19 protein-coding genes and 2 tRNA genes are annotated in these 19,995 nt (G+C 44.3%); 15 read left to right on the forward strand and 6 right to left on the reverse strand.

Annotated elements, in window-relative coordinates; genetic code table 11:
• Positions 1–2 precede the first annotated feature (2 nt).
• On the reverse strand, positions 3–1,037 hold the full coding sequence (locus M3N64_RS09395; RefSeq protein ID WP_249101536.1) for a phosphate/phosphite/phosphonate ABC transporter substrate-binding protein: 1,035 nt from the start codon (positions 1,035–1,037) through the stop codon (positions 3–5).
• Between the two features lie 436 nt (positions 1,038–1,473).
• Between M3N64_RS09395 and M3N64_RS09400 the strand changes: the two genes are divergently transcribed.
• The 11 genes from M3N64_RS09400 to M3N64_RS09450 all read left to right on the forward strand — a co-directional run bounded on the left by M3N64_RS09400 (position 1,474) and on the right by M3N64_RS09450 (position 10,452).
• Positions 1,474–2,190, forward strand: coding sequence for a GntR family transcriptional regulator (locus M3N64_RS09400; RefSeq protein ID WP_249101539.1), 717 nt, complete (start codon positions 1,474–1,476; stop codon positions 2,188–2,190).
• 563 nt (positions 2,191–2,753) lie between these two features.
• Complete coding sequence (phnG, locus tag M3N64_RS09405; RefSeq protein WP_249101542.1) at positions 2,754–3,191, forward strand: phosphonate C-P lyase system protein PhnG; 438 nt, start codon at positions 2,754–2,756, stop codon at positions 3,189–3,191.
• Positions 3,178–3,804, forward strand: coding sequence for a phosphonate C-P lyase system protein PhnH (phnH, locus tag M3N64_RS09410; protein WP_249101545.1), 627 nt, complete (start codon positions 3,178–3,180; stop codon positions 3,802–3,804). The genes phnG and phnH overlap by 14 nt, the downstream gene beginning before the upstream one ends.
• Positions 3,805–4,950 (forward strand): carbon-phosphorus lyase complex subunit PhnI, encoded by a 1,146-nt coding sequence (locus tag M3N64_RS09415; RefSeq protein ID WP_249101548.1) that lies wholly within the window; start codon positions 3,805–3,807, stop codon positions 4,948–4,950. It begins immediately after the preceding gene.
• Complete coding sequence (locus M3N64_RS09420) at positions 4,922–5,782, forward strand: alpha-D-ribose 1-methylphosphonate 5-phosphate C-P-lyase PhnJ (protein ID WP_249101551.1); 861 nt, start codon at positions 4,922–4,924, stop codon at positions 5,780–5,782. Before M3N64_RS09415 ends, M3N64_RS09420 begins: the two co-directional genes overlap by 29 nt.
• The gene (locus tag M3N64_RS09425; protein WP_249101554.1) at positions 5,779–6,627 is read left to right on the forward strand and encodes an ATP-binding cassette domain-containing protein; all 849 of its coding nucleotides are present in this window, start codon (positions 5,779–5,781) and stop codon (positions 6,625–6,627) included. The genes M3N64_RS09420 and M3N64_RS09425 overlap by 4 nt, the downstream gene beginning before the upstream one ends.
• 9 nt (positions 6,628–6,636) lie before the next feature.
• Positions 6,637–7,824, forward strand: a complete 1,188-nt coding sequence (phnM, locus tag M3N64_RS09430) for a phosphonate metabolism protein PhnM (RefSeq protein WP_249101558.1) — start codon at positions 6,637–6,639, stop codon at positions 7,822–7,824.
• A 7-nt stretch (positions 7,825–7,831) separates the two neighbouring features.
• Positions 7,832–8,455 carry a DapH/DapD/GlmU-related protein gene (locus tag M3N64_RS09435; protein WP_249101560.1) on the forward strand — a complete coding sequence of 208 codons (624 nt, stop codon included), beginning with the start codon at positions 7,832–7,834 and terminating at the stop codon, positions 8,453–8,455.
• A 1-nt stretch (position 8,456) separates the two neighbouring features.
• On the forward strand, positions 8,457–9,164 hold the full coding sequence (gene phnL, locus M3N64_RS09440) for a phosphonate C-P lyase system protein PhnL (protein ID WP_249101562.1): 708 nt from the start codon (positions 8,457–8,459) through the stop codon (positions 9,162–9,164).
• On the forward strand, positions 9,165–9,614 hold the full coding sequence (locus M3N64_RS09445) for a GNAT family N-acetyltransferase (RefSeq protein WP_249101563.1): 450 nt from the start codon (positions 9,165–9,167) through the stop codon (positions 9,612–9,614).
• The gene (locus M3N64_RS09450; protein ID WP_249101566.1) at positions 9,607–10,452 is read left to right on the forward strand and encodes a PHP domain-containing protein; all 846 of its coding nucleotides are present in this window, start codon (positions 9,607–9,609) and stop codon (positions 10,450–10,452) included. Before M3N64_RS09445 ends, M3N64_RS09450 begins: the two co-directional genes overlap by 8 nt.
• A 108-nt stretch (positions 10,453–10,560) precedes the next feature.
• On the opposite strand, the gene M3N64_RS09455 is transcribed toward M3N64_RS09450, so the two are convergent.
• The 3 genes from M3N64_RS09455 to M3N64_RS09465 all read right to left on the reverse strand — a co-directional run bounded on the left by M3N64_RS09455 (position 10,561) and on the right by M3N64_RS09465 (position 13,880).
• Positions 10,561–11,169 carry a histidine phosphatase family protein gene (locus M3N64_RS09455; protein WP_249101569.1) on the reverse strand — a complete coding sequence of 203 codons (609 nt, stop codon included), beginning with the start codon at positions 11,167–11,169 and terminating at the stop codon, positions 10,561–10,563.
• Between the two features lie 1,341 nt (positions 11,170–12,510).
• Positions 12,511–13,074, reverse strand: a complete 564-nt coding sequence (locus M3N64_RS09460; RefSeq protein ID WP_249101574.1) for an NERD domain-containing protein — start codon at positions 13,072–13,074, stop codon at positions 12,511–12,513.
• A complete protein-coding gene (locus tag M3N64_RS09465) occupies positions 13,071–13,880 on the reverse strand; it encodes a hypothetical protein (protein WP_249101577.1) in 810 nt (269 codons plus the stop codon). Before M3N64_RS09465 ends, M3N64_RS09460 begins: the two co-directional genes overlap by 4 nt.
• 239 nt (positions 13,881–14,119) lie before the next feature.
• Between M3N64_RS09465 and M3N64_RS09470 the strand changes: the two genes are divergently transcribed.
• The 4 genes from M3N64_RS09470 to M3N64_RS09485 all read left to right on the forward strand — a co-directional run bounded on the left by M3N64_RS09470 (position 14,120) and on the right by M3N64_RS09485 (position 18,750).
• Positions 14,120–14,764, forward strand: coding sequence for a hypothetical protein (locus tag M3N64_RS09470; RefSeq protein WP_249101580.1), 645 nt, complete (start codon positions 14,120–14,122; stop codon positions 14,762–14,764).
• Between the two features lie 268 nt (positions 14,765–15,032).
• Positions 15,033–15,686 (forward strand): hypothetical protein, encoded by a 654-nt coding sequence (locus M3N64_RS09475; RefSeq protein ID WP_249101583.1) that lies wholly within the window; start codon positions 15,033–15,035, stop codon positions 15,684–15,686.
• An 80-nt stretch (positions 15,687–15,766) separates the two neighbouring features.
• Positions 15,767–18,244: a MucBP domain-containing protein gene (locus tag M3N64_RS09480; protein ID WP_249101587.1), complete on the forward strand. Its 2,478-nt coding sequence runs from the start codon at positions 15,767–15,769 to the stop codon at positions 18,242–18,244.
• Positions 18,241–18,750 (forward strand): hypothetical protein, encoded by a 510-nt coding sequence (locus M3N64_RS09485; RefSeq protein ID WP_249101589.1) that lies wholly within the window; start codon positions 18,241–18,243, stop codon positions 18,748–18,750. The genes M3N64_RS09480 and M3N64_RS09485 overlap by 4 nt, the downstream gene beginning before the upstream one ends.
• A 966-nt stretch (positions 18,751–19,716) precedes the next feature.
• Here M3N64_RS09485 and M3N64_RS09490 read toward each other — a convergent pair.
• A tRNA-Thr gene (locus tag M3N64_RS09490) sits at positions 19,717–19,790 on the reverse strand.
• A 1-nt stretch (position 19,791) separates the two neighbouring features.
• A tRNA-Asn gene (locus tag M3N64_RS09495) sits at positions 19,792–19,866 on the reverse strand.
• Positions 19,867–19,995: the final 129 nt, after the last annotated feature.

Here is a 19,995-nt window from a genome sequence, read left to right on the forward strand (position 1 = left end):
GTTTAGTGAAGATCACGAATTGCGTCATACCAGGAATCTTCGACTTTTACAAAACGAGATTTACCATCCTTTGAGAAAATCCCCTTTGATCCTTCTGGTGCAAATACTTTTGAATTGTTTGCTGTTTCATCAGAAGTCAGTGCATCCTGAATCTTCTTCTGGTCTTCTTTGCTCAGAGACTTCGAATTCATCGCAATCGGTCCATTCAATACCGGAGTCACAGACAATACCGTAAATTCCTTGCCTTTAAGCGATGTGAAAGGATCGCCTGCATCATTTCTAACCTTCAGAACGGAAGCTTCTTCATTTAATTTGCCGCTGACCAGCTCAAAATAATTCGGTGTAAGCAGATCCATGAAAGCAGCAACATCGGCTTTACCCATTAAAAGGTTTGCAGCGGAACCTTGATGTGACTGACCAAAAAGTACCTGGCTGAAAAATTTACCGCCCTGCTGCATGTCTTCAACTTTTAAATCTTTGTATTTATCCTGTTCACTGAAATGAGCAATGATTCGACTTGTCGGGATCGCAAATCCGGATGTCGAACTTGGCGATACAAAAGACATTTTCTTGCCAACAATGTTATCAATCGTAGGTTTGCCATCTTTCATATACTTCGAGGCGTCCGCTTTTCGAACTGAGATCCAGCTGTGATAAAGCGCATCTTTCAGTGTGCCTGACGCGCCGCTGTTGACAACAAGAGGAACGACATCCGCATTTTTCGTATGGGCTTCCGTGTAGCCTTCGCCACCCATAAGGCCAAGCTGTGCATTTCCACTGACCAGTGCTTCGATGGCAATGTTGTAATCTGTTGTCAGTTTGTCGACAACTTTCTTGCCTGTAGCCTTGGCGATGACATCATCAATCGCTGCACGAGAATCTTTCAAATCATCTGCTGATTCATTTGGATACCAAACAACCGTAATCGTTTCTTTCTTTTTGTCACCGCCGCTTTTTCCGTCTCCTGACGATGAGCTGCAGGCGGTAAAGATCACTGTCAGCATCGCAAGTAACAGAATCATCGCAAGCTTTTTCACTTTGTTTCCCCCTCGAGGTATATGATTGATTTATGTAGATATGCTTCTCCAGGCATAATCCGAAGTTTTCCAAATCATTGATGGTTACGCCCGTTAAAGTATACAAACATCTTTTGCACCTGATAGAATTTCTTTCCCACTCGTCCTTAAGCCACAGTGTCCATTGTAGCGAACGAATACATAGAGAATATTAAAAAAATGTTGAGAATAATTAAAATACAGATTCTATTTATTCTCAGCACTTAAATCTTCACGGTGCCCCCTTCTATTGAAAAATTCTCTGAAGCAGGGAACAAATGTTTACACATGTTAAAACAACACTGGAATGCTAAAGATAACTGACGAATTGTTATTGTGTCTGTTCGCTCGACTCAATAATGTACAGATAGATTTAATCAGGATAAACTAGAGGTATCATGCAGCGCGGGGTGATTCTATGTCGATGTCAGACACCTTTCATTTGAAGATTGCAGAATTTCTTATCACTCAGATTAATAACGGGACATATGCTTGCGGGGATCGACTTCCATCAGAAAATGAATTGTGCGCGCAGTTTCAAACGAATCATCATGTTGTCCGGCTTGCTATTTCAAGGCTGATTAATATGGGGTGGGTCGCCACCTATCAGGGAAAGGGATCTTTTGTTAAATCACGACCAGAGGCATTTCCCTACTCACTATCGGCAAAGACCGGATTTTCATCGAATCTTAAAGGGCGGCCACTCGCTCACCGCGGACAGTTAATGCAATGGGAAAAGCGGCATCCCATGCCGCACGAAGCGCGTTATTTAGATCTTGAGATGCATGAGTACGTCTATGATCTGCGCATCAAACGTTTTATTAATGAACAGCCAATGTCTTTATCTACTACGGTCATCCGCGCACATGACGTGCCGGATCTGCCAGATTTCCTGGCCGACTTTCAATCATTATATAAAATTTTATCTGAGCACTATCAGATTCGCCCGATCCGTACGAAATCAATCGTTCAGGCCATCATGCCCACGCTGAAAGATACAGACCTGCTGCACCTTCCTGAAAATGTCCCGCTTGTGAAAATAGAAAGTTTCGCCAGGCATCCAAGCGGGCATCCCTTTGAGTACAATGTATCCAAAATCCGCAGTGACATGTGCCGGTATGTTATTGACTTTTAAGAAAAGCCAGGCAAAGCCCGGTCCACGATCTCCAATCATGATTTATTGATTTATCCCCTTTGATTTTGCATCCGGCCGCCCCTCTCAGCCACTCCACTCCTTAACAGAACACAATCATTCCTGCATGTCTGCTGTTTTTCTTTTGTTCCCCATTTTTACATTACGAAAATTCCCGTCAAAGCCATTTCTTAAATACTTCCCAGCTCCCATTCTTCATTGAACGACCGTTTCCATTTTATCCCCGTCTCTTTTTACCCCTTTTTTACAATGCATTAACGATTTGTACTTATCGATAAGTTACAGTGACCTATGTAACGACCGTAGAACTTGTATTTACCATCTTTTCACGGGAGAGCAAAGCCGGCGGACATGATGCTGTTTGTATTTACTGTTTTCTATAAAAACTTCTGGCTGACATCAGTGATTTTCTGAATAATGAAACTCGTTCTGCGTGTGTCCCGTTCCTGTTCTCCCGGAACTCAGCAAACCCGTACCGGTGATCAACCTGTCAAGACAAGGAAACAACTGCCACAGTCTAATTCGGACAAAGGAGTCGACGATTCATGAATAAGCAGCAGCTCAGTCGCACGATGAGCGCCTGTTCGCTCCCTCTCTTAGAACAAATCGCTCAACAAATTACTCAGGAACAGCAAGTGCAGGTGGAGCGTGAACCACAGACCTCTCTGATCATGGCAAAGGCAAAAGATTCTGTTTCAAGTCAGCCTTTCTATCTGGGCGAAGTACTTGTAACCGAATGCACTATATCTGTTAATCAAAAGTTAGGTATTGGCATCGTTGTCGGTGAAAAACCATTGCGCGCTTATTGCATGGCTATCATCGATGCCGCGCTTAACGCAGGAGTGCCTGTGCTCGATCGATGGGGCGATCGTCTCCGTGCCGAGAAGCAGCAGCTTCAGAAAGAGCATGCTTTGGAATACGCGCGCTGCGCTCAGTCACAGGTCCACTTCGATACGATGGAGGAATATAATGACAAACGCTAATCACTTTCAGCCCGTTCATGACACTCGGAATCTCTATCGACATTTGCTCGACAGCATGGCGCGTCCGGGGAAAATCAATGACATCGCCGAGCTCTTTCATCATGTCCCGGAAACGTGTCCTTGCTCCGCCGGCAGTTACGCGCTTGCCCATACATTACTCGATCATCAGGTCCGTTTTCATTTCTACTCACAGGATCTCCATGCTCCCGATGCAGAGCGCTCTATTGAGTGGACGACCGGAAGCCATCATACCACGCCTGTTGACGCGGATTACCTGTTTATCGATACGGCACCGGAAACGGATGAAATTCGTGCCATAATGCAGAATGTCCGAATCGGAACACTGGCGGAACCAGAGAAAAGTGCAACCATTATTCTTCATGTCCGCAAGCTTTCCGGTTCAGATAACCTAGACGTGCCGATGCTTCTGCATGGCCCGGGAGTCAACGGCTGGCACCTTCTCTCTGCAGAAGGCATGGACGCAGAATGGCTGCGGATGCGTGCCGTGCGCAACCGCGAATATCCGACCGGCTGTGATTTCATTCTCTTTGATGACGAAGGGCAGATTGCCGCATTGCCAAGAACAACATTAATTGAAAGTGGGGTGATCTGAATGGGGTATGTTGCTGTAACCGGCGGACAAAAGGCGATCGAAGCAGCTGATCAACTGAATCTGTGGTACCGCCTCAAAGATACAGAGCATAGTCTGGAAACCACTGACATCGAAAAACAGTTGCGTCATCTTGTGGACCGCGTCATGAGCGAAAGCGGCCTTTACGCACCGAACTATGCCGCGCTTGCCATCAAGCAGGCGGAAGGCGATCTCTGTGAAGCTGCTTTTTTAATGCGCGCTTATCGATCAACGCTTGAGCGTACCTATGAATCACTGACTATTGATCCCGGACGTATGCGTGTTATCCGCCGCATTTCTTCTGCATTTAAGGATATTCCCGGCGGACAGATTCTCGGACCGACCATGGACTATACACACCGCCTGCTCAATTTTTCTTTGAATCATGAGAATAGCGCAGAAATGATGAACATCCTTCGTGAAAAGGTCCCGGATCTCAAACTGAGCCAGCCGCCGGTTTTCCAGAAAGTCGCCAAGTTGCTGCGAGAGCAGGGGTTGCTGTTTCCGCCAAAATCTTCTGGTACATTGTTTGACATCACGCGTGACAAACTGTCTTTCCCCGCACCACGTTCGGCGAAACTTCAGATTCTGGCAAGAGGTGAGACAGGCGCGATGACTGCACTTGCCTACAGCAACATGCGCAGCCATATCGCGAATCACCCGACGATTGGCGAGCTGCGTGTCGGCTATGCAGAAGTAACCATTGCCTATCCGCTTGATGCTTCCGAAAGTATCTGTCTTGGCGAAATCATGATTACTGAAGTTGAAACCATCAATGCCTTTGAACGTGACGAACAAGGAGAAGTTAAGCTGCGGCTTGGCTACGGACTGACGTTCGGGCAGAACGAAACAAAAGCCATTGCCATGGCAATTCTTGAACAGAGTCTTGAAACAGAGGGACCAAGCCCAACTCAAGATGAGGAATTCGTTCTGCTTCACGTCGACAGCATCGAAGCAAACGGGTTTGTTTCCCATCTGAAACTGCCGCATTACATTACATTCCAATCCAAGCTCGATGTTCTGCGGCAAACGCAGAAAATAGCCACAGCAACAGCGGATAAAAAACGGCAGATAAATGCACAGAAGGAGGGCCAGAACGATGCAGGCAAAGCTGAAACAAACATATAATTATGCCTTTCTTGATGAAGGATCAAAAAAAGAAATTCGTCGTGCCACACTTAAAGCAGTCGCCATTCCCGGCTACCAGGTACCGTTTGCCTCAAGAGAAATGCCGATCGGCCGCGGCTGGGGAACCGGCGGTCTGCAACTGACACTGTCACTTATCGGCGATCATGACTGTCTTAAAGTGATTGATCAGGGCAATGACGACAGCGTCAATGCCATCAGCATTAAAAAACTCGTTCAATCCTGCACGCAGGTAAAGATTACGACCGATTCTGAGCGCGCGACTCTCATTCAGACACGCCATCGTATTCCTGAAGTACCGATTCGCGCTGATCAAATTCTCGTTTTCCAAGTGCCGCTGCCCGAACCCCTGCGCATGGTCGAAGCAAAGGAACGCAAAACAAAACAGCTGCATGCGGAAATGGATTATAGTGGCATCTGGCTACGCTTATATGAGGATATCGTCAAATGGGGAAAGGTCAGTATCGGTGCAGACTATCCGGCACTCGCACATAAGCGGTACATTTTCGCGCCAAGTCCCATTCCCAGATATGATCTGCCTAAGCTGCATCAGGCGGACGGATTGTTTCTGTTCGGCGCCGGACGCGAGAAAAAAATCTACGCGATCCCGCCTCATACAGATGTTGAGCCGCTCGCTTTCGAGGATTACCCATTTGAAGTGGAACACTTTGACGGTTGCTCCTGTCGCCGCTGCGGCAGTACCGACACCTTTCTTGATGAACTTTATGACGAAACGAGCGGGGAAAAATTCTATCAATGCTCGGATACAGGCAATTGCCAAAAACGACAGGAAATGAGGCAGGCAGACCTATGACTCATAATGAAATGCGTCCACTGCTCAGCGTCCGTCATCTGACAAAGCGGTTCGGCAAGGGCTGCAGCTTCTGCCGCCAACCGGAAAACCTGCCGCCACTCAACAACCGTTGTCCGCGCTGCGGCACAGTCTGGGCATGCAATGACCTTTCCTTCGATCTTTACGAAGGTGAGATTCTCGGCATAGTCGGTGAAAGTGGCTCGGGTAAGAGTTCTCTTGTTCAATGTCTGTACTTTGACACTTCGGTCACAGGCGGTACGGCAACTCTATCCAATTACCAAGACGGAGAAACAAATATCTTTCTCGAATCGCCGCAGCAAAAGCGCTATATCCGCAATCATTTAATGGGCATGGTTTACCAGAATCCGTGGACCGGATTGAAAATGAATTTTTCCAGCGGGGGAAACATAGCTGAAAAATTGATCGCCGCGGGGCATTTTAACGTACATCACATTCAAAAACGCGCTGCCGATCTGCTTGATCACGTTGAAATTCCGCTGTCTCGCATGAACGAGGCACCGCGAAACTTCAGCGGTGGTATGCAGCAGCGTGTGCAAATTTCGAAAGCACTGGCAAACCGACCGCCTATTCTTCTTCTTGACGAAGTCACGACCGGTCTTGATCTGTCTGTTCAGGCGCGCGTACTTGATCTGATTCGCCGCATCCAGCATGAAAGCCGCACGGCAATGATTGTTGTCTCACATGACCTAGGCGTCATTCGCATGCTGTGCGACCGGACAATGGTCATGAAGCAAGGCCGCTGTATTGAAGCGGGATTGACGGACCAGATTCTGGAAGATCCGCATCACGCATACACACAATTGCTTGTCCATTCTTTATTGTGAGGTGCCCTTATGAATATCTATCATGCAACAATTGTTTTACCGGATCGCGTGATTGAAAATGGATTTGTCTCCATAAAAAATGATCGGATTGAATCGATTGCGGCGGGAAAGCCGGATCAGATCACGGACGGGGATCTGGACGCTGGAGGCAAATGGCTTCTCCCGGGATTAATTGATTCACACAGCGACGCGATTGAGGTTGAAATCGAGCCACGTCCGACAAGCCGCTTTGCCGTTGAGCTATCTTTTGCCGAGCTGGAGAAAAAACTTGTCGCTGAAGGCATCACGACAATCTATCATGCCGTATCCCTTTTAAAGCGAAATACGGTTCGCAAAGCACGCGCCAATGATACCGCCTACGAATTAATCGGCTCAATAAACCGACTGTCCAAAGGCCCACATTTAATTCATCACAAGGCGCATTTGCGATACGAAATCGCCAATATCGATGCGCTTGACGCCGTAACCGAACTGATTCGCAGCGGACAGATTGATGAACTGTCCTTAACCGACCATACTCCCGGTCAGGGGCAGTATCGTGATCTTGAAGTGCAGCGGCGTCTGCTTATTGACCACCGGCATTTTTCTGAAGAAGAAGCGGAACGAATCATCAAAGAGGCAAGAACTCAGGCTAAGCTTGACCCGAAGCAGATTAAAAAGTTGATCGACTGCGCGGTTCAATACGGTATTTCAGTAGCGTCTCACGATGACGATACGATTGATAAACTGAATCTCGTTCACAGCTGGCAAGTTGGAATCAGTGAATTCCCTATTACCATCGAAGCGGCTCGATACGCACGCAAACTCGGTATGTGGATTGTCATGGGGGCGCCAAATCTGGTGTTGGGCAAATCGCACAGCAACAACCTTTCCGCCCGCGAGGCCGTCCACGAAGGGCTTGTTGACCTTCTATGCTCCGATTATTATCCGGCATCGCTGCTTCACGCAGCCTTTAAACTGCACTTTGAACTGGGCATGCATCCATCGCAGGCTTTTAACACCGTCACGCTCAATCCTGCCAAAGCGCTGCATCTCGATCACGAAATCGGATCAATCGAACCAGGCAAAAAAGCGGATCTGTTGCTTGTCAACGTTGGCCCATTAAATCAGCCGCAGGTGGCCAATGTCTTCGTGGACGGCAAAGAAGTGTGCCGTATGAATTATCTGGCCGCACAGCCCATCCTTCAGGAAAGGTGATGTCACTATGGACGAACGGCAACTTTCAGAACAACCGACTATCGCAGCGAACGCCGTCGTGATTCATTCTCAGCTCGGCGCCTGGACAGATATTGGCCCCAATACACACATGGAAGACACAACGTTCGGTGATTACAGCTATACTGCCGGTGATGCCGATATCATTTATGCAACCATCGGGAAGTTCTGTTCCATTGCCTCTCACGTTCGTATCAATCCCGGCAATCATCCGATGGATCGTGTGACTCAGCACCACATCACCTATCGGCGCAGACGCTACGGGCTTGCCGGGACGGACGATGAACGTATCTTTAACTGGCGGAAAGCTCACTGGGTGACGATCGGTCATGATGTCTGGATCGGTCACGGCGCAACCATCATGGCTGGCATTACGATTGGCACCGGGGCAGTGATCGGCGCCGGAGCAGTTGTTACAAAAGATGTCGCCGCTTATACCATTGTGGCCGGCGTCCCCGCCCGGCCGCTGCGTAAACGATTCAGCGAGACACTGATCCATCAGTTTCTGGAAAGCCGCTGGTGGGATTGGGATCGTCAAATGATCGAGCAGCACTATGAAGAACTGTGCGATCCTGAGGCATTTATAAAACTAATCCAGGAAGGGAGGCCGTAACTTGGACACACTACTTCGCGTTGATGCGCTCGAAAAAACATTTCTTATGCATCAATTTGATGAAAAGAAGATTACCGGCTGCCGAAACATCAGTTTTTCAGTTAATGAAGGTGAATTTCTTGGCATCACCGGCCCAAGCGGAAGCGGAAAGTCGACAATTATAAAATGTATCTACAGAACCTACTTACCCACCGGCGGCCACATATATTATCAATCCGATCTGTACGGAACAGTCGATCTTGCCTCAGCCATGGATCGTCAAATGATTAAGCTCCGCCAGACAGAGATCGGTTACGTTTCCCAGTTTCTCAGCATCATGCCGCGTACAACCGCACTTGAATTTGTGGCCGAATCACTTCTTGAAATGGGTGAAGATGAAGCAGCCGCGCGCCTGCGCGCGGAAGACATGCTTGCTCATTTTCATTTGCGTGAAGCTTTATGGAATACCTATCCGAAAACATTCAGCGGCGGCGAAAAACTCCGGCTCAATCTTGCGCGCGCCATGGTCAGGAAGACTCGGCTGCTGCTTTTGGATGAGCCGACTGCGTCACTTGATCAGGCTTCCAAAGAAACGGTTAAAGAACGGATTCATGAATTGAAAATGGCGGGTACCACGATGATTGGCATTTTTCACGATCTGGATTTCATGGAATCTGTAGTTGACCGAACGTATCAACTTCAGTCCGGCATTCTGAAAGAGGTGAATTAAATGGTGATGGAATGGAAGGAACTGGACGCAGAATATATCGATGACTACCTGGATCTGCTCTCCTGTCTTGACGTCCGGAACCGTCTGAGTGCCGATCAAGCATGGCAGCTGCTTCATCAGGTCACTCAGTATCCCTACTATAAAATTCTGTGCCTTTTCGATCATGCTGAACTCACTGCCACCTACTCACTGATTATTCTCGACAACTTTGGACACGGGGGGAAAAAGATCGCCCTTATTGAAAATGTTGTCGTTGCCGAAGCAACGCGCGGACAAGGCATTGGAAGAAAAATGATGGAGGATGCCATGAAGCGTGCAGCAGCAAATCACTGCTACAAACTGATGCTCTCAAGTGATTTGAAACGAACGGGTGCCCATGCTTTCTATGAAACGCTCGGATTCGACCAGCACGGACTTAGTTTTCGCGTGGAGGTGCCGGCCCATGATTGATCTGCACTGCCATACGTCAATTTCCGACAACTCTGACTCCATTGAAACCGTTCTTGATCAGGCCAAACACAATGGTGTTGATTTCCTTGCCATTACCGATCATGACACAACAAGCGGCATCGCACGTGCCGTTTCTTACGGGAAGAAGATCGGCGTCACCGTTATTCCAGGTATTGAGATTTCCGGTTATGATTATGCGCGTGACCGGCGTGCCCATCTGCTTGGCCTGTTTATTGATCCGGAACATCCGGCGATTGAAACGCTCTGCAGGCCGATGCGCGAGGAACGGGCACAGGCTTCAAAAGAAATGGTCGACAGACTGATCACGCTTGGTTACTCGATTACATGGGAGGAAGTCGCCGCGCACGCAGCAGACAGCACCAATGTCTATAAGCAGCACATCATGCACACCCTGATCGATAAAGGTTATACAGACGCAATTTACGGTGATTTATATCATCAGCTGTTCGCACGCGGCCAGGGGTCTGCCTACGTGCCCGTACACTACCTAGATGCAAGGGATGCGATTCAAACCATTCGCGCTGCCGGCGGTGTACCCATTCTGGCTCATCCCGGGCAGTTTGATAACTTTACAGCCGTTCCCGAATGGGTACGCGCCGGACTTGAGGGCATTGAAGTGTACCACCCGCTGCATGACTCACTTGCAGAGCAACAGGCGATGCAGCTGGCTGAAAAACATGGTCTGGTCATCTCTGGCGGCTCTGATTACCATGGTTTTTACAGTGATACCGGCTCATCAATCGGAGATAAAGGTATTGATCGTCATGCTTATGAAGCAATCAAATTCAGGAAACAGCTGATTGCCCGCTCACGCTGATGTTTCATACACAATCCAGACCCTTTTATCATAAATCGGAGTAAGTCATTAAAAATGACACTCCTTTTTTTCGTGTTGAAGCAGCCCTCGGTTAAAGGAGCTAAGAAGTCAAAAATAGCTCCGATTAAAATAAATCAGCGAATTGGGTTCATCTTCAGGCGTAATGGTCACTTTCGACACACTGGCATTGTCCGGTTCAAAAAAAGTAAGCACATCGGGAACACCCAGCATGATCTTTAAAAATGTGACCGAAATGAACCCATGACAGACGACGCCAAGAGACGTCCATGAGCCGTCTTTTTGTACCTCTTCCCAGAATGCGGCAACACGGGCTTCAACATCAGAAAAGCGTTCCCCACCCGCGTATTGATCCAGAATCGGTTTAAACTGCCCCATATGCGTGAAATATTCAGGATGACGTTCACGGAATTGGGACTCATTTTTTCCTTCCCACTTTCCATAGCCTATTTCACGAATGCGCGCGTCGGTCTGAATGGACAGATTCGTGCCCTTTCGCAAAATGTTCGCCGTCTGGACGGCACGTTTAAGCGGACTGGTCCATAATTTGTCCAATTTACTGACTTCAAAATGCGCGCGCAACTGTTCTGCCTGATGAATCCCCTGATCTGTAAGTGGTAAATCAATTCCGCTTCCCTGTACTATATCCGCCTTGTTCGCCTCGCTCTGCCCATGTCGGATAATATAGACTTCACGCATCGTATGTCCCTCCAAAATTCCGTTTTGTGAAAACGCTTTATTCATTATACCATGAAACGGTGACCGCAGTGTTTGAAACTGTACAGTGCGAACGGGACATACTGATCTTGAGCAGCGTGCCGCTCTCTGCTTCGGTGCCTCGATTGCTTCGGTCTGATTATGATTTTGCTAAGCTTACTTGGCGCGCTGTTCAATGATCATCAACGGATCAGTGTCCTCTCTCTATAGGCATGCTTGCGTCACTTTCTTTAATCTATCTGATCAGAGCAAGGACAATTAGATCAAAAGCTACCGGAAAATAAATATTTTCTTTCTCTCGCCAGGTTTACTTTTTAATAAATAGGCTATATGTACCAGGAACAACATTCCATTCCCAATCTGTTGTTCTTTCCCCATGTTCAGCCCGGCATGGGGCTTTTTTTCAGTGATTCGATCAGAGAGGTCCTGATATATCAGCCTTTTAAGGCATGCTTCCAACTGGATCAACAGCCTGAGCATTTCTGTATAAACAAACGTTTATTTATGGATCATTTACCCCTGGCTTTAAGGTACATTTCCGTGCTTCTATCTGCCTTTTAGCCGCACCGTATCCTGCCTGCTCCGCCGTCTTCGTTTTCTGCTCATCGGGCGTTGTTTCTCATGAAACCGTGTCAGCCTGTCAATTCTTTTCCTGCAACGGCAATGATTAAATCATTTCCAATTAGATACCTGTCCGGGTTCCTTTTCAATTTGCTGCATTCACTAATAATGAGGTGATGACTTATGGGTAAAGAAAATGGCAATTCCGGCAACAACAGTTCAAATGTCAGGCTTATTGCGATCCACAATATGTAATCCATGATACGTTTGTATCAAGATATATTCCGGTGATTCATCCGGTAATTCACGTCAACCGACGGAACATTGTCAACGTTCCAGGACACATTGTGCAGGAATCCGAGCGAACCGAAGTTATAGATCCCGGACTTCCGAGCAAATGCGATGCCTGCAGCAGAGAACGTTCATGCTTTGACTTTTGGTTCTAATCGTTTATCCTTTTGCCTTCTTCCGTCGAGAGGCCTTTTCTTTTTTTATGAGGGTGTCAAAAATCCAGAAAAGATGGACGATATAAAAGCTGTGGTGCACAACTGTAAACGAAACTACTAAAATCATATTCTACTGCACAATAGTATGGGCATTCTCATAACAATAATTCGCAGACAATAAAATATCTGTCATTGACGAAAAATACATACAATGATTTATGAATGGAATGGATTGAATCAAAAATATATTCATAATTAATTACACTGTTCATCTAGAAAGAAATCCATAAGATGGGAAGCGCCGCATGATGACTAATCATTGTTTCTGATTTTTATAACTATGCTTTGAGGTACTTAATGCATACAGGGCGTACCTGTTCCCAATCTCGCACAATGTTTCAATGTCATATCTGAGCTGCCCCAGATAATCGACAATGTTCTCTCTGTAGAAATGTTTTGGATGCTTTTTTGGCGGTAGCGTCTCCCGGCCAAGCATTTCCCGTATAAACTGCAAAACGTTTTCGAGTAACTTTTCATTGTATTTTCTCACTTCGTGAATTAAATTAGATCGTCGAATAATTGGGACATCCGATTCGTTATGTATATCTATGATATCATTCGCAATAACTATAATTGGGAAAACAGAAATTGGTTTTCCCCTGTATCCATATTTTCCTAATTCCAAATTAATTTTTCTTTCCAACAGGACAAAATGGCGATTTGACTGTTCTGTTGCATTTTTATCAAAAGTGACCTCGGTTTTATCCGGATTCACTCTAATCCATCGTCCGTCCCTGCTGATCCTTAGCCCCCAAACACCTTTTTCACCATAATTTTTTATTTCCAGCGTAAATATCCCTCTTGAACCAGTCAGTATCAAATTGATCCAAGCAAACGGATATTAGGATGATAATGGAAATAATCTTTGTATAAGTCTAACTCTTTTATAACACGCTTTTCTCCATCAATTCCGCTTTTTAATATACTGAAATCCAGATTTGGCTTGGCCAATTCCTGAAAATTAATGAACCCTTGATTATAGAGTTGAGAAATATCCAATCCATATATTTGAATAGCATTAACTATCTCTTCGCCAATTAAAGGGTCGTAGAGTGATTTTTTCAGATTATTAATATTTGGGTGTGCAAGCCATGTTCTGATCATTTTTGCGATATCACTTTCCCCGTACGCCTTTTTGATAGCTTCTAACTGATAGTTAATGCAGGCGAGCGCCTCTTCATTTGTTTTGTCTATTGATATAATCATTTGATTTACATCAATAAGCTTACGAACCATGCATCCATTTTTGTTGCCATTGCGGCCTTTCAATAATCGCCTCACATCATTAACCATTTTCCTTGACTGATACTGTGTGAGTATCGTATTTCTTGTTTTGGTATTGATCAATATATAACCCAGCGTTAACACCGTGTTACACAGCAAGTACAGAACGAGATTACAGAGATTCAAAGCAAGAAAGAGAAAGATCAGCTTAGTAACATTCTCCGGCGGAACCTTAGCAGTAATATCAGCATGCGCAGTTAGCATCAAGCTGAAGATTCCAATAATAAGTTCAGGAATAATCCGTATTTTCAGGTTAAGATATGAATAAAGAAACCTTTTTTTAACATATACAGAGAGGATTACAAAGATAGAAATCACAATAATAGCAATCAATGCATCCAAATTCGCTACCTCACTCTCATCAAACTATTAACGAAAGTTGGAATAAATGACTTTTGTATTACCGATAAAAGTATCTCATCTCTTTTTTTCTTTTGCAATGTTTTCTAAATAAGTATTGCATAAATTCCCATTTTCAGTCTACTTTTACGTTTACCCAAATCCTAATCCAAACAAATTAATGGTAATATAACATTAGAAGTAATTTGTTGCCCTTTGCTTAAATAAAGGAGTTGCATTTGATGATCAAGTATAAAGGTTTGATTTTGTTACTTGTCCTCACTATGCTCGGCGCAACTGCTGCCTGCGGCAGCACAACAGCGGTAAAGTCTGATCAGAAGGAAAAGGCCGTTCAAGTCGAAAAGCAGGAGAAGGCAAAAAAAGCAGAATCCAGTGATTCTACAGAAGCTACATCCAGCCCTTCTAAAGAGGAAAGTTCGTCCACCGACAGCAGTTCGGCGGAAAAGGCCACAGACACTTCTAAGACGGAGAACAAAGATAAGAAAGAAACGGCAAGTTCGGCAGATGAGTCCGTAAAGAAAGCTGCGTCAACAAGCAAATCAGGCGCGGCCAGAAAAACATCGGGATCTGCTTCGTCATCATCTAAGAAATCCACGACAACTAAAAAAACGACGACTTCAAAAGCATCATCAACCAACACCGCTGCTAAAAAGACGACAACTAAGAAAAGTACAACTAAGACAGCTCCGGCGAAAAGTACGCAAACAGGTAGTAAAGCAAGCTCTTCTAAAAAGAGCGGGGGTAGTGTGAAGTGGAAGGGCGATGCTCCAACAGAACATGGAGAAATTGATCCCGGAGGAAATACATGGGAAGGTGGAAAGGCAAAAGATCCGGGAGGCATTCCTTGGGATAAAATTAATCCCTAATGCTTATACAGGCACAACAAATTTTTATAAATAATTTGTTGTGTTTATTATTCGAAATTATTAATTTATGAGGTGCGGTAAGGATGAATAATAAGCGATTCTTTTATAAAATCACGGCATTTACTTTAATATTCGTTCTTTTATTGCAAGTGGTAATCCAATTACCAGTGCATGCCGAGGATCAATATCTCAACTAGTAAAAAGGCAACTCTATACTATATATACATAACACCCTACCTTTCACTACTTACGTTTGGAGGAATCTAAAATGAATAAGAAATCATTTCTTATTGCAGGACTTGTCCTCACTATGCTCAGCGCAACCGCTGCCTGCGGCAGCACGACAGCGGTAAAGTCTGATCAGAAGGAAAAGGCCGTTCAAGTCGAGAAGCAGGAGAAGGCAAAAAAAACAGAATCCAGTGATTCTACAGAAGCTATGTCCAGCCCTTCTAAAGAGGAAAGTTCGTCCACCGACAGCAGTTCGGCGGCAAAGACCAAAGACGCTTCTAAGACGGAGAACAAAGATAAGAAAGAAACGGCAAGTTCGGCAGATAAAGCCGTAAAGAAAGTTGCATCAACAAGCAAATCAGGCACTACCAGAAAAACATCGGAATCTGCTTCGGCATCATCTAAGAAATCTACGACACCTAAGAAAACGACGACTCCAAAAGCATCATCAACCAACACCGCTGCTAAAAAGACAACAACTAAGAAAAGTACAACTAAGACAGCTCCGGCGAAAAGCACGCAAACAGGTAGTAAATCGACGACAACTAAGAAAAGTAGCGGCAGTGTAAAAATTGATGGTGGTAAATGGACAGAAAAAGGTGAAATTGATCCAGATGGTAATACTTGGAAAGGTGCAAAAGGAAAGTGGCAAAAACCAAACGAAAACATTCCTTGGGATAAAATTAAACACTGATTTTTAATAAACTCAACATTTATTGATTAGTTTGTTGAGTTTTGTTATTTGAAATTATTAATTTATGGGGTGCGGTAAGGATGAATAATAAGCGATTCTTTTATAAAATCACTGCATTTACTTTAATATTCGTTCTTTTGTTGCAAGTGGTTCAATTACCAGTGCATGCCGAAGACGAGACATCACTTGGCACTAATAAAACAAAGACATTGGAAACGGAGTCCAACAAACTTAACAAGGAAAAAGCAAACAAACCCGAAGGAACTTTGCTGAAAAAGGTTGATGGTGTTGAGATTTATAAAGATGTCACCGCTGCTGACGGAACCAAGCTTAAATTAAAGCGCAGTGAAGACATCATTAATAGGTATCGAAGCAATCCCAATGAAACAGGTACAATAACGACAGATGATAAAGGAAACCTTCTCCTTAATAATGAGCCATTGTTTATCGGTAATGGTGACGAACAGTTGCCCGCAAATTTAAAACAGCTTTTGAAATCCGGTGTTAAAGGGCAGAAATTGACACAAAAAAAGTCGCTTTTCTCACGTATTCTGGCCTGGTTTCAGCCGTCTTCTGTACAAGCTGCTTCAGGACCTGATCTGGAATATGTTGATGCAATAACCTATCAGGGGAGCACCGTTGGGTATTTTAAGCTGGATGGCGAGCAGGCATTTTGTGTTTTTCACGATGGAGCAACAGCAGGGGATAATACTCCCTATGAGCCATTTAAGCCCTATAGCAATGACAAAGTGAGAAAAGCGCTGTATTACGGGTGGGGTGGAGAAAAAAACATCTTCGGTTCTTATACCGATGATTATCATTCGGAAAAATTTAAAAAGGGCACTGTGGTTACATCATTAATTTTGGATCGGCTTTATTCTGGCGGTACATCCGGTCAGAATATTGATGGCTATGCTGAGTTGTGGGACAAAGTACAACACGGAACAACTCCATCAACCACATTTAAATTTTCAAATCATACTTTAAGTACCAGTGTTAAAAACGGCAAGCAGGTATCTCAGTCCGCCAAACTAAATGCAGATAAAGCCAACAAGGTCGTTCTTTATGCACCAAAAAACGTAACCATCGTCAATGAATCGAACGGGAAACGTGCTTCCGGCAAAAATATAACTATATATGGTGGACAAAAATTTCATTTTGAAGCTCCGTTGGACTACGGAACAGTTTATAAAAGTGGTAAAAAAACCACAACGATAAAAACGCTAACGCCAATGATTTCATTTTCATCTTCAGGAAATTATCAGCCTTTAATGAGACCAGATTCAAAAAAAGACCCGACAAAAAATGACAGTTTTAAAGTAGACTTCAAGCCACAAATTGGTACGGTTAATGTTCACCATGTTGATCTGGACACAGGACAGCAATTCAAGTCAGAAAAAAAGGAAATTACGATTGGTGCAGAAAAGAAACTGTACTCGACACGTGATAACAATGATGTACAGTATTACACCTATAATGGGCATCAGGAATGGCCCTACGCGTACTCTGTTGACAATTATTCCGGGCTTCCAAAAGGGACAGTTCCATCCGGAGCGGAAGGAACGGGAGCAACGAGTTATACGGTGAAAATGGACAGTCAAAATAAAGATGTTTATTTCTACTACAAAACGAAATGGGATCTGACTGTCCGCTTTTACGACAATTACAACAATCGAGAATTGACCTTTTCCGGTATTCCGGAAAAAAGTACGCATTGGACGGGTCATTCATACAACCGTCTGGAACTGATCCATAACAAGGCAAACCTAAATCTGGATACTGCATGGAGCTATGCAACACAAAAAACGGAGTACCGATACAACAAAACATCCGGGAATTTAAACGGCACCATGCCACGCAAAAACGTGACGGTGAAAGTGTATTACACGCCTTATCACAGCGTTCACGTCACGAAGAAAAACATTAAAGCGGATTACGATCTGTTCAGCGATATAACGGAAAAGATAAAGGTTGGCAGTAAATATGGCTACCAAAAAGACAAGAATAATGCCTATAAGGGCGAAGCAACCATCAAAAGGGACAATGGTAAAAAACTGTACGATCTTTTTGTCAATGGCTTGTGGCAAGAAACGTCGGTCACTTGGGGCGGCGATCAAATGCCCTATCGAAATTTAAGCCATCAGTTTGATTACAAGCTCCGCCGGACAGTTACCGTAAACTATTTGGATGCCCGAACAGGTAAGCCAATCACGGATGAAAAAGGAAACCCGGTGAAGGCTAAAGTTATAACGAAACATCAAGGCGACACCTATGACGAAACGGTAAGCAAACATCCGGAAATAAAAACTAAAAAAACAGTGAGAAACGGAAAGAACTATACGTACCGGTTCATCGGATCAGGCTATGATTTAAAAAAGGATCAAAGTAACAATCCAAAGGGTACATTGGGAAAAAATAACCTTACGGTCAATTATTATTATGATTTACCGCTGATCCAAGCCAAGATCAAAAAGGTACAGATTTATACAGCACCGGCTAAGAATGGACTGCCGGTTGAAGTACAATTGCTGAAGGCAATCAGGCAGAGAAGAAAATGAAAACACTTGAATCCGCATCCAAAACGTTGAATAAACAGATTGGTAATGAAAAACCAGAGGGTTCGTTGATTGATAAAGTAGATGGGGTAGAAATATATAAGGATGTTACTGCGGCTGATGGATCAAAGCTCAAATTAAAACGCAGTGAAGACATCATTAATAAGTATCGAAGTAATCCTAATGAAACAGGTGTAATAACGACAGATGATAAGGGAAACCTTCTCCTTAATAATGAGCCTTTGTTTGTCGGTAACGGGGATGAACAGTTGTCGGCAAATTTAAAGCAGCTGTTGAAATCTGGTGTTAAGGGTCAGAAATTGACACAAAGAAAGTCTCTTTTCTCTCGAATTATGGCCTGGTTTCAACCATCTTCTGCACAAGCCGCATCAGGACCTGTGCTGGAATATGTTGATGCAATAACCTATCAGGGGAGCACCGTTGGGTATTTTAAACTGGATGGCGAGCAGGCATTTTGTGTTTTTCATGATGGAGCAGGTCTCAAATAAAAGAGACTGCAGAAACAACGGCGTTTCACTCTTTTATCTTTTTTTTTAATCCACGTTCTCGAAAAAGATGCATCAATGTCACCAGCTATTGGCTGAAAACCTTGATGCATCCACGTTTCATAAGTAAGCTTCCATCTGGACTTGAACCCAGCAACCTCTTCCCTACCATAACCAATGACATGATATTTTTCAATTTGTTTCAGTTTATGAAGCCTGATATAAAGGCATTTTTAATCTGCCACGTTGATTGAAATGCTTTTTATCGCTATATCATGGATTATTTCTTCTTCCAAATCTTCTTCCACTTTTTTCTTCTCAATCGATCTACTGACTGCGCAATTTTAGCAGTGCATTTCCGTTCGTTGCATTTTTCAGCTGAATCCGGGTATAATAAAGACACAAGGAACATAAAATAAAACCGCCAGTGCGCGAATGGCAATATCCGCACAGAGCGGATGCAGTGCTAAACGAATATCTTACAGAGTGATCCGTCTCAACTCCTGCTAGAGCATATGAGACGGATTATTTCTTTTTGTTTGACAGCATTGCGATGAGCACGCCAAAACTAATCATTAGTGTGATCGCTTGACTGTCATCGGCTCATATGCTTCATTTATTGCCTGTGTTGATTATAGCATGTCACAACCCAATTTTGGGGAATGACTTAACCAGTACAATTCTGTACTTAATAGAGGGTTTTCTCCTACTCCTCAAAATTGAGGGATGATTTAATGAGCTCAAATTTGATCCGTTTAAAATAAATTGGGTAGGTCAGCGCAAAATTGCGCCAATCATTTTTTATGAAGGATGTCCTCAGACTTGAGGGAATCTAAGAAACCGGTCCAAAATTGGACGCGTCAATAGACCAGCCGAATTTTGAGCACACCTCTCCTTCCTGAAAAAACAAAAGATGCATCAAGGCCAGCAATAAGCTAAAAGTCTTGATGCATCCACGTTTCATAAGTAAGCTTCCAACTGGACTTGAACCAGCGACCCCTTCCTTACCATGGAAGTGCTCTACCGAACTGAGCTATGGAAGCATGGCTCCACAGGTAGGGTTCGAACCTACGACCGATCGGTTAACAGCCGATTGCTCTACCACTGAGCTACTGTGGAATAATTAATAAAGTAAATCAATATGTATATTATAATGTACCTTATACTGATTGGAAAGGTTAACATTATATAAAATATATAAAGAAACAGGTCGCCATTCCATAATGACTTCCTGTTCTTTATTCTTTT

Origin of the sequence: Sporolactobacillus mangiferae (assembly GCF_023336505.1) — a bacterium.
GTDB lineage: Bacteria > Bacillota > Bacilli > Bacillales > Sporolactobacillaceae > Sporolactobacillus > Sporolactobacillus mangiferae.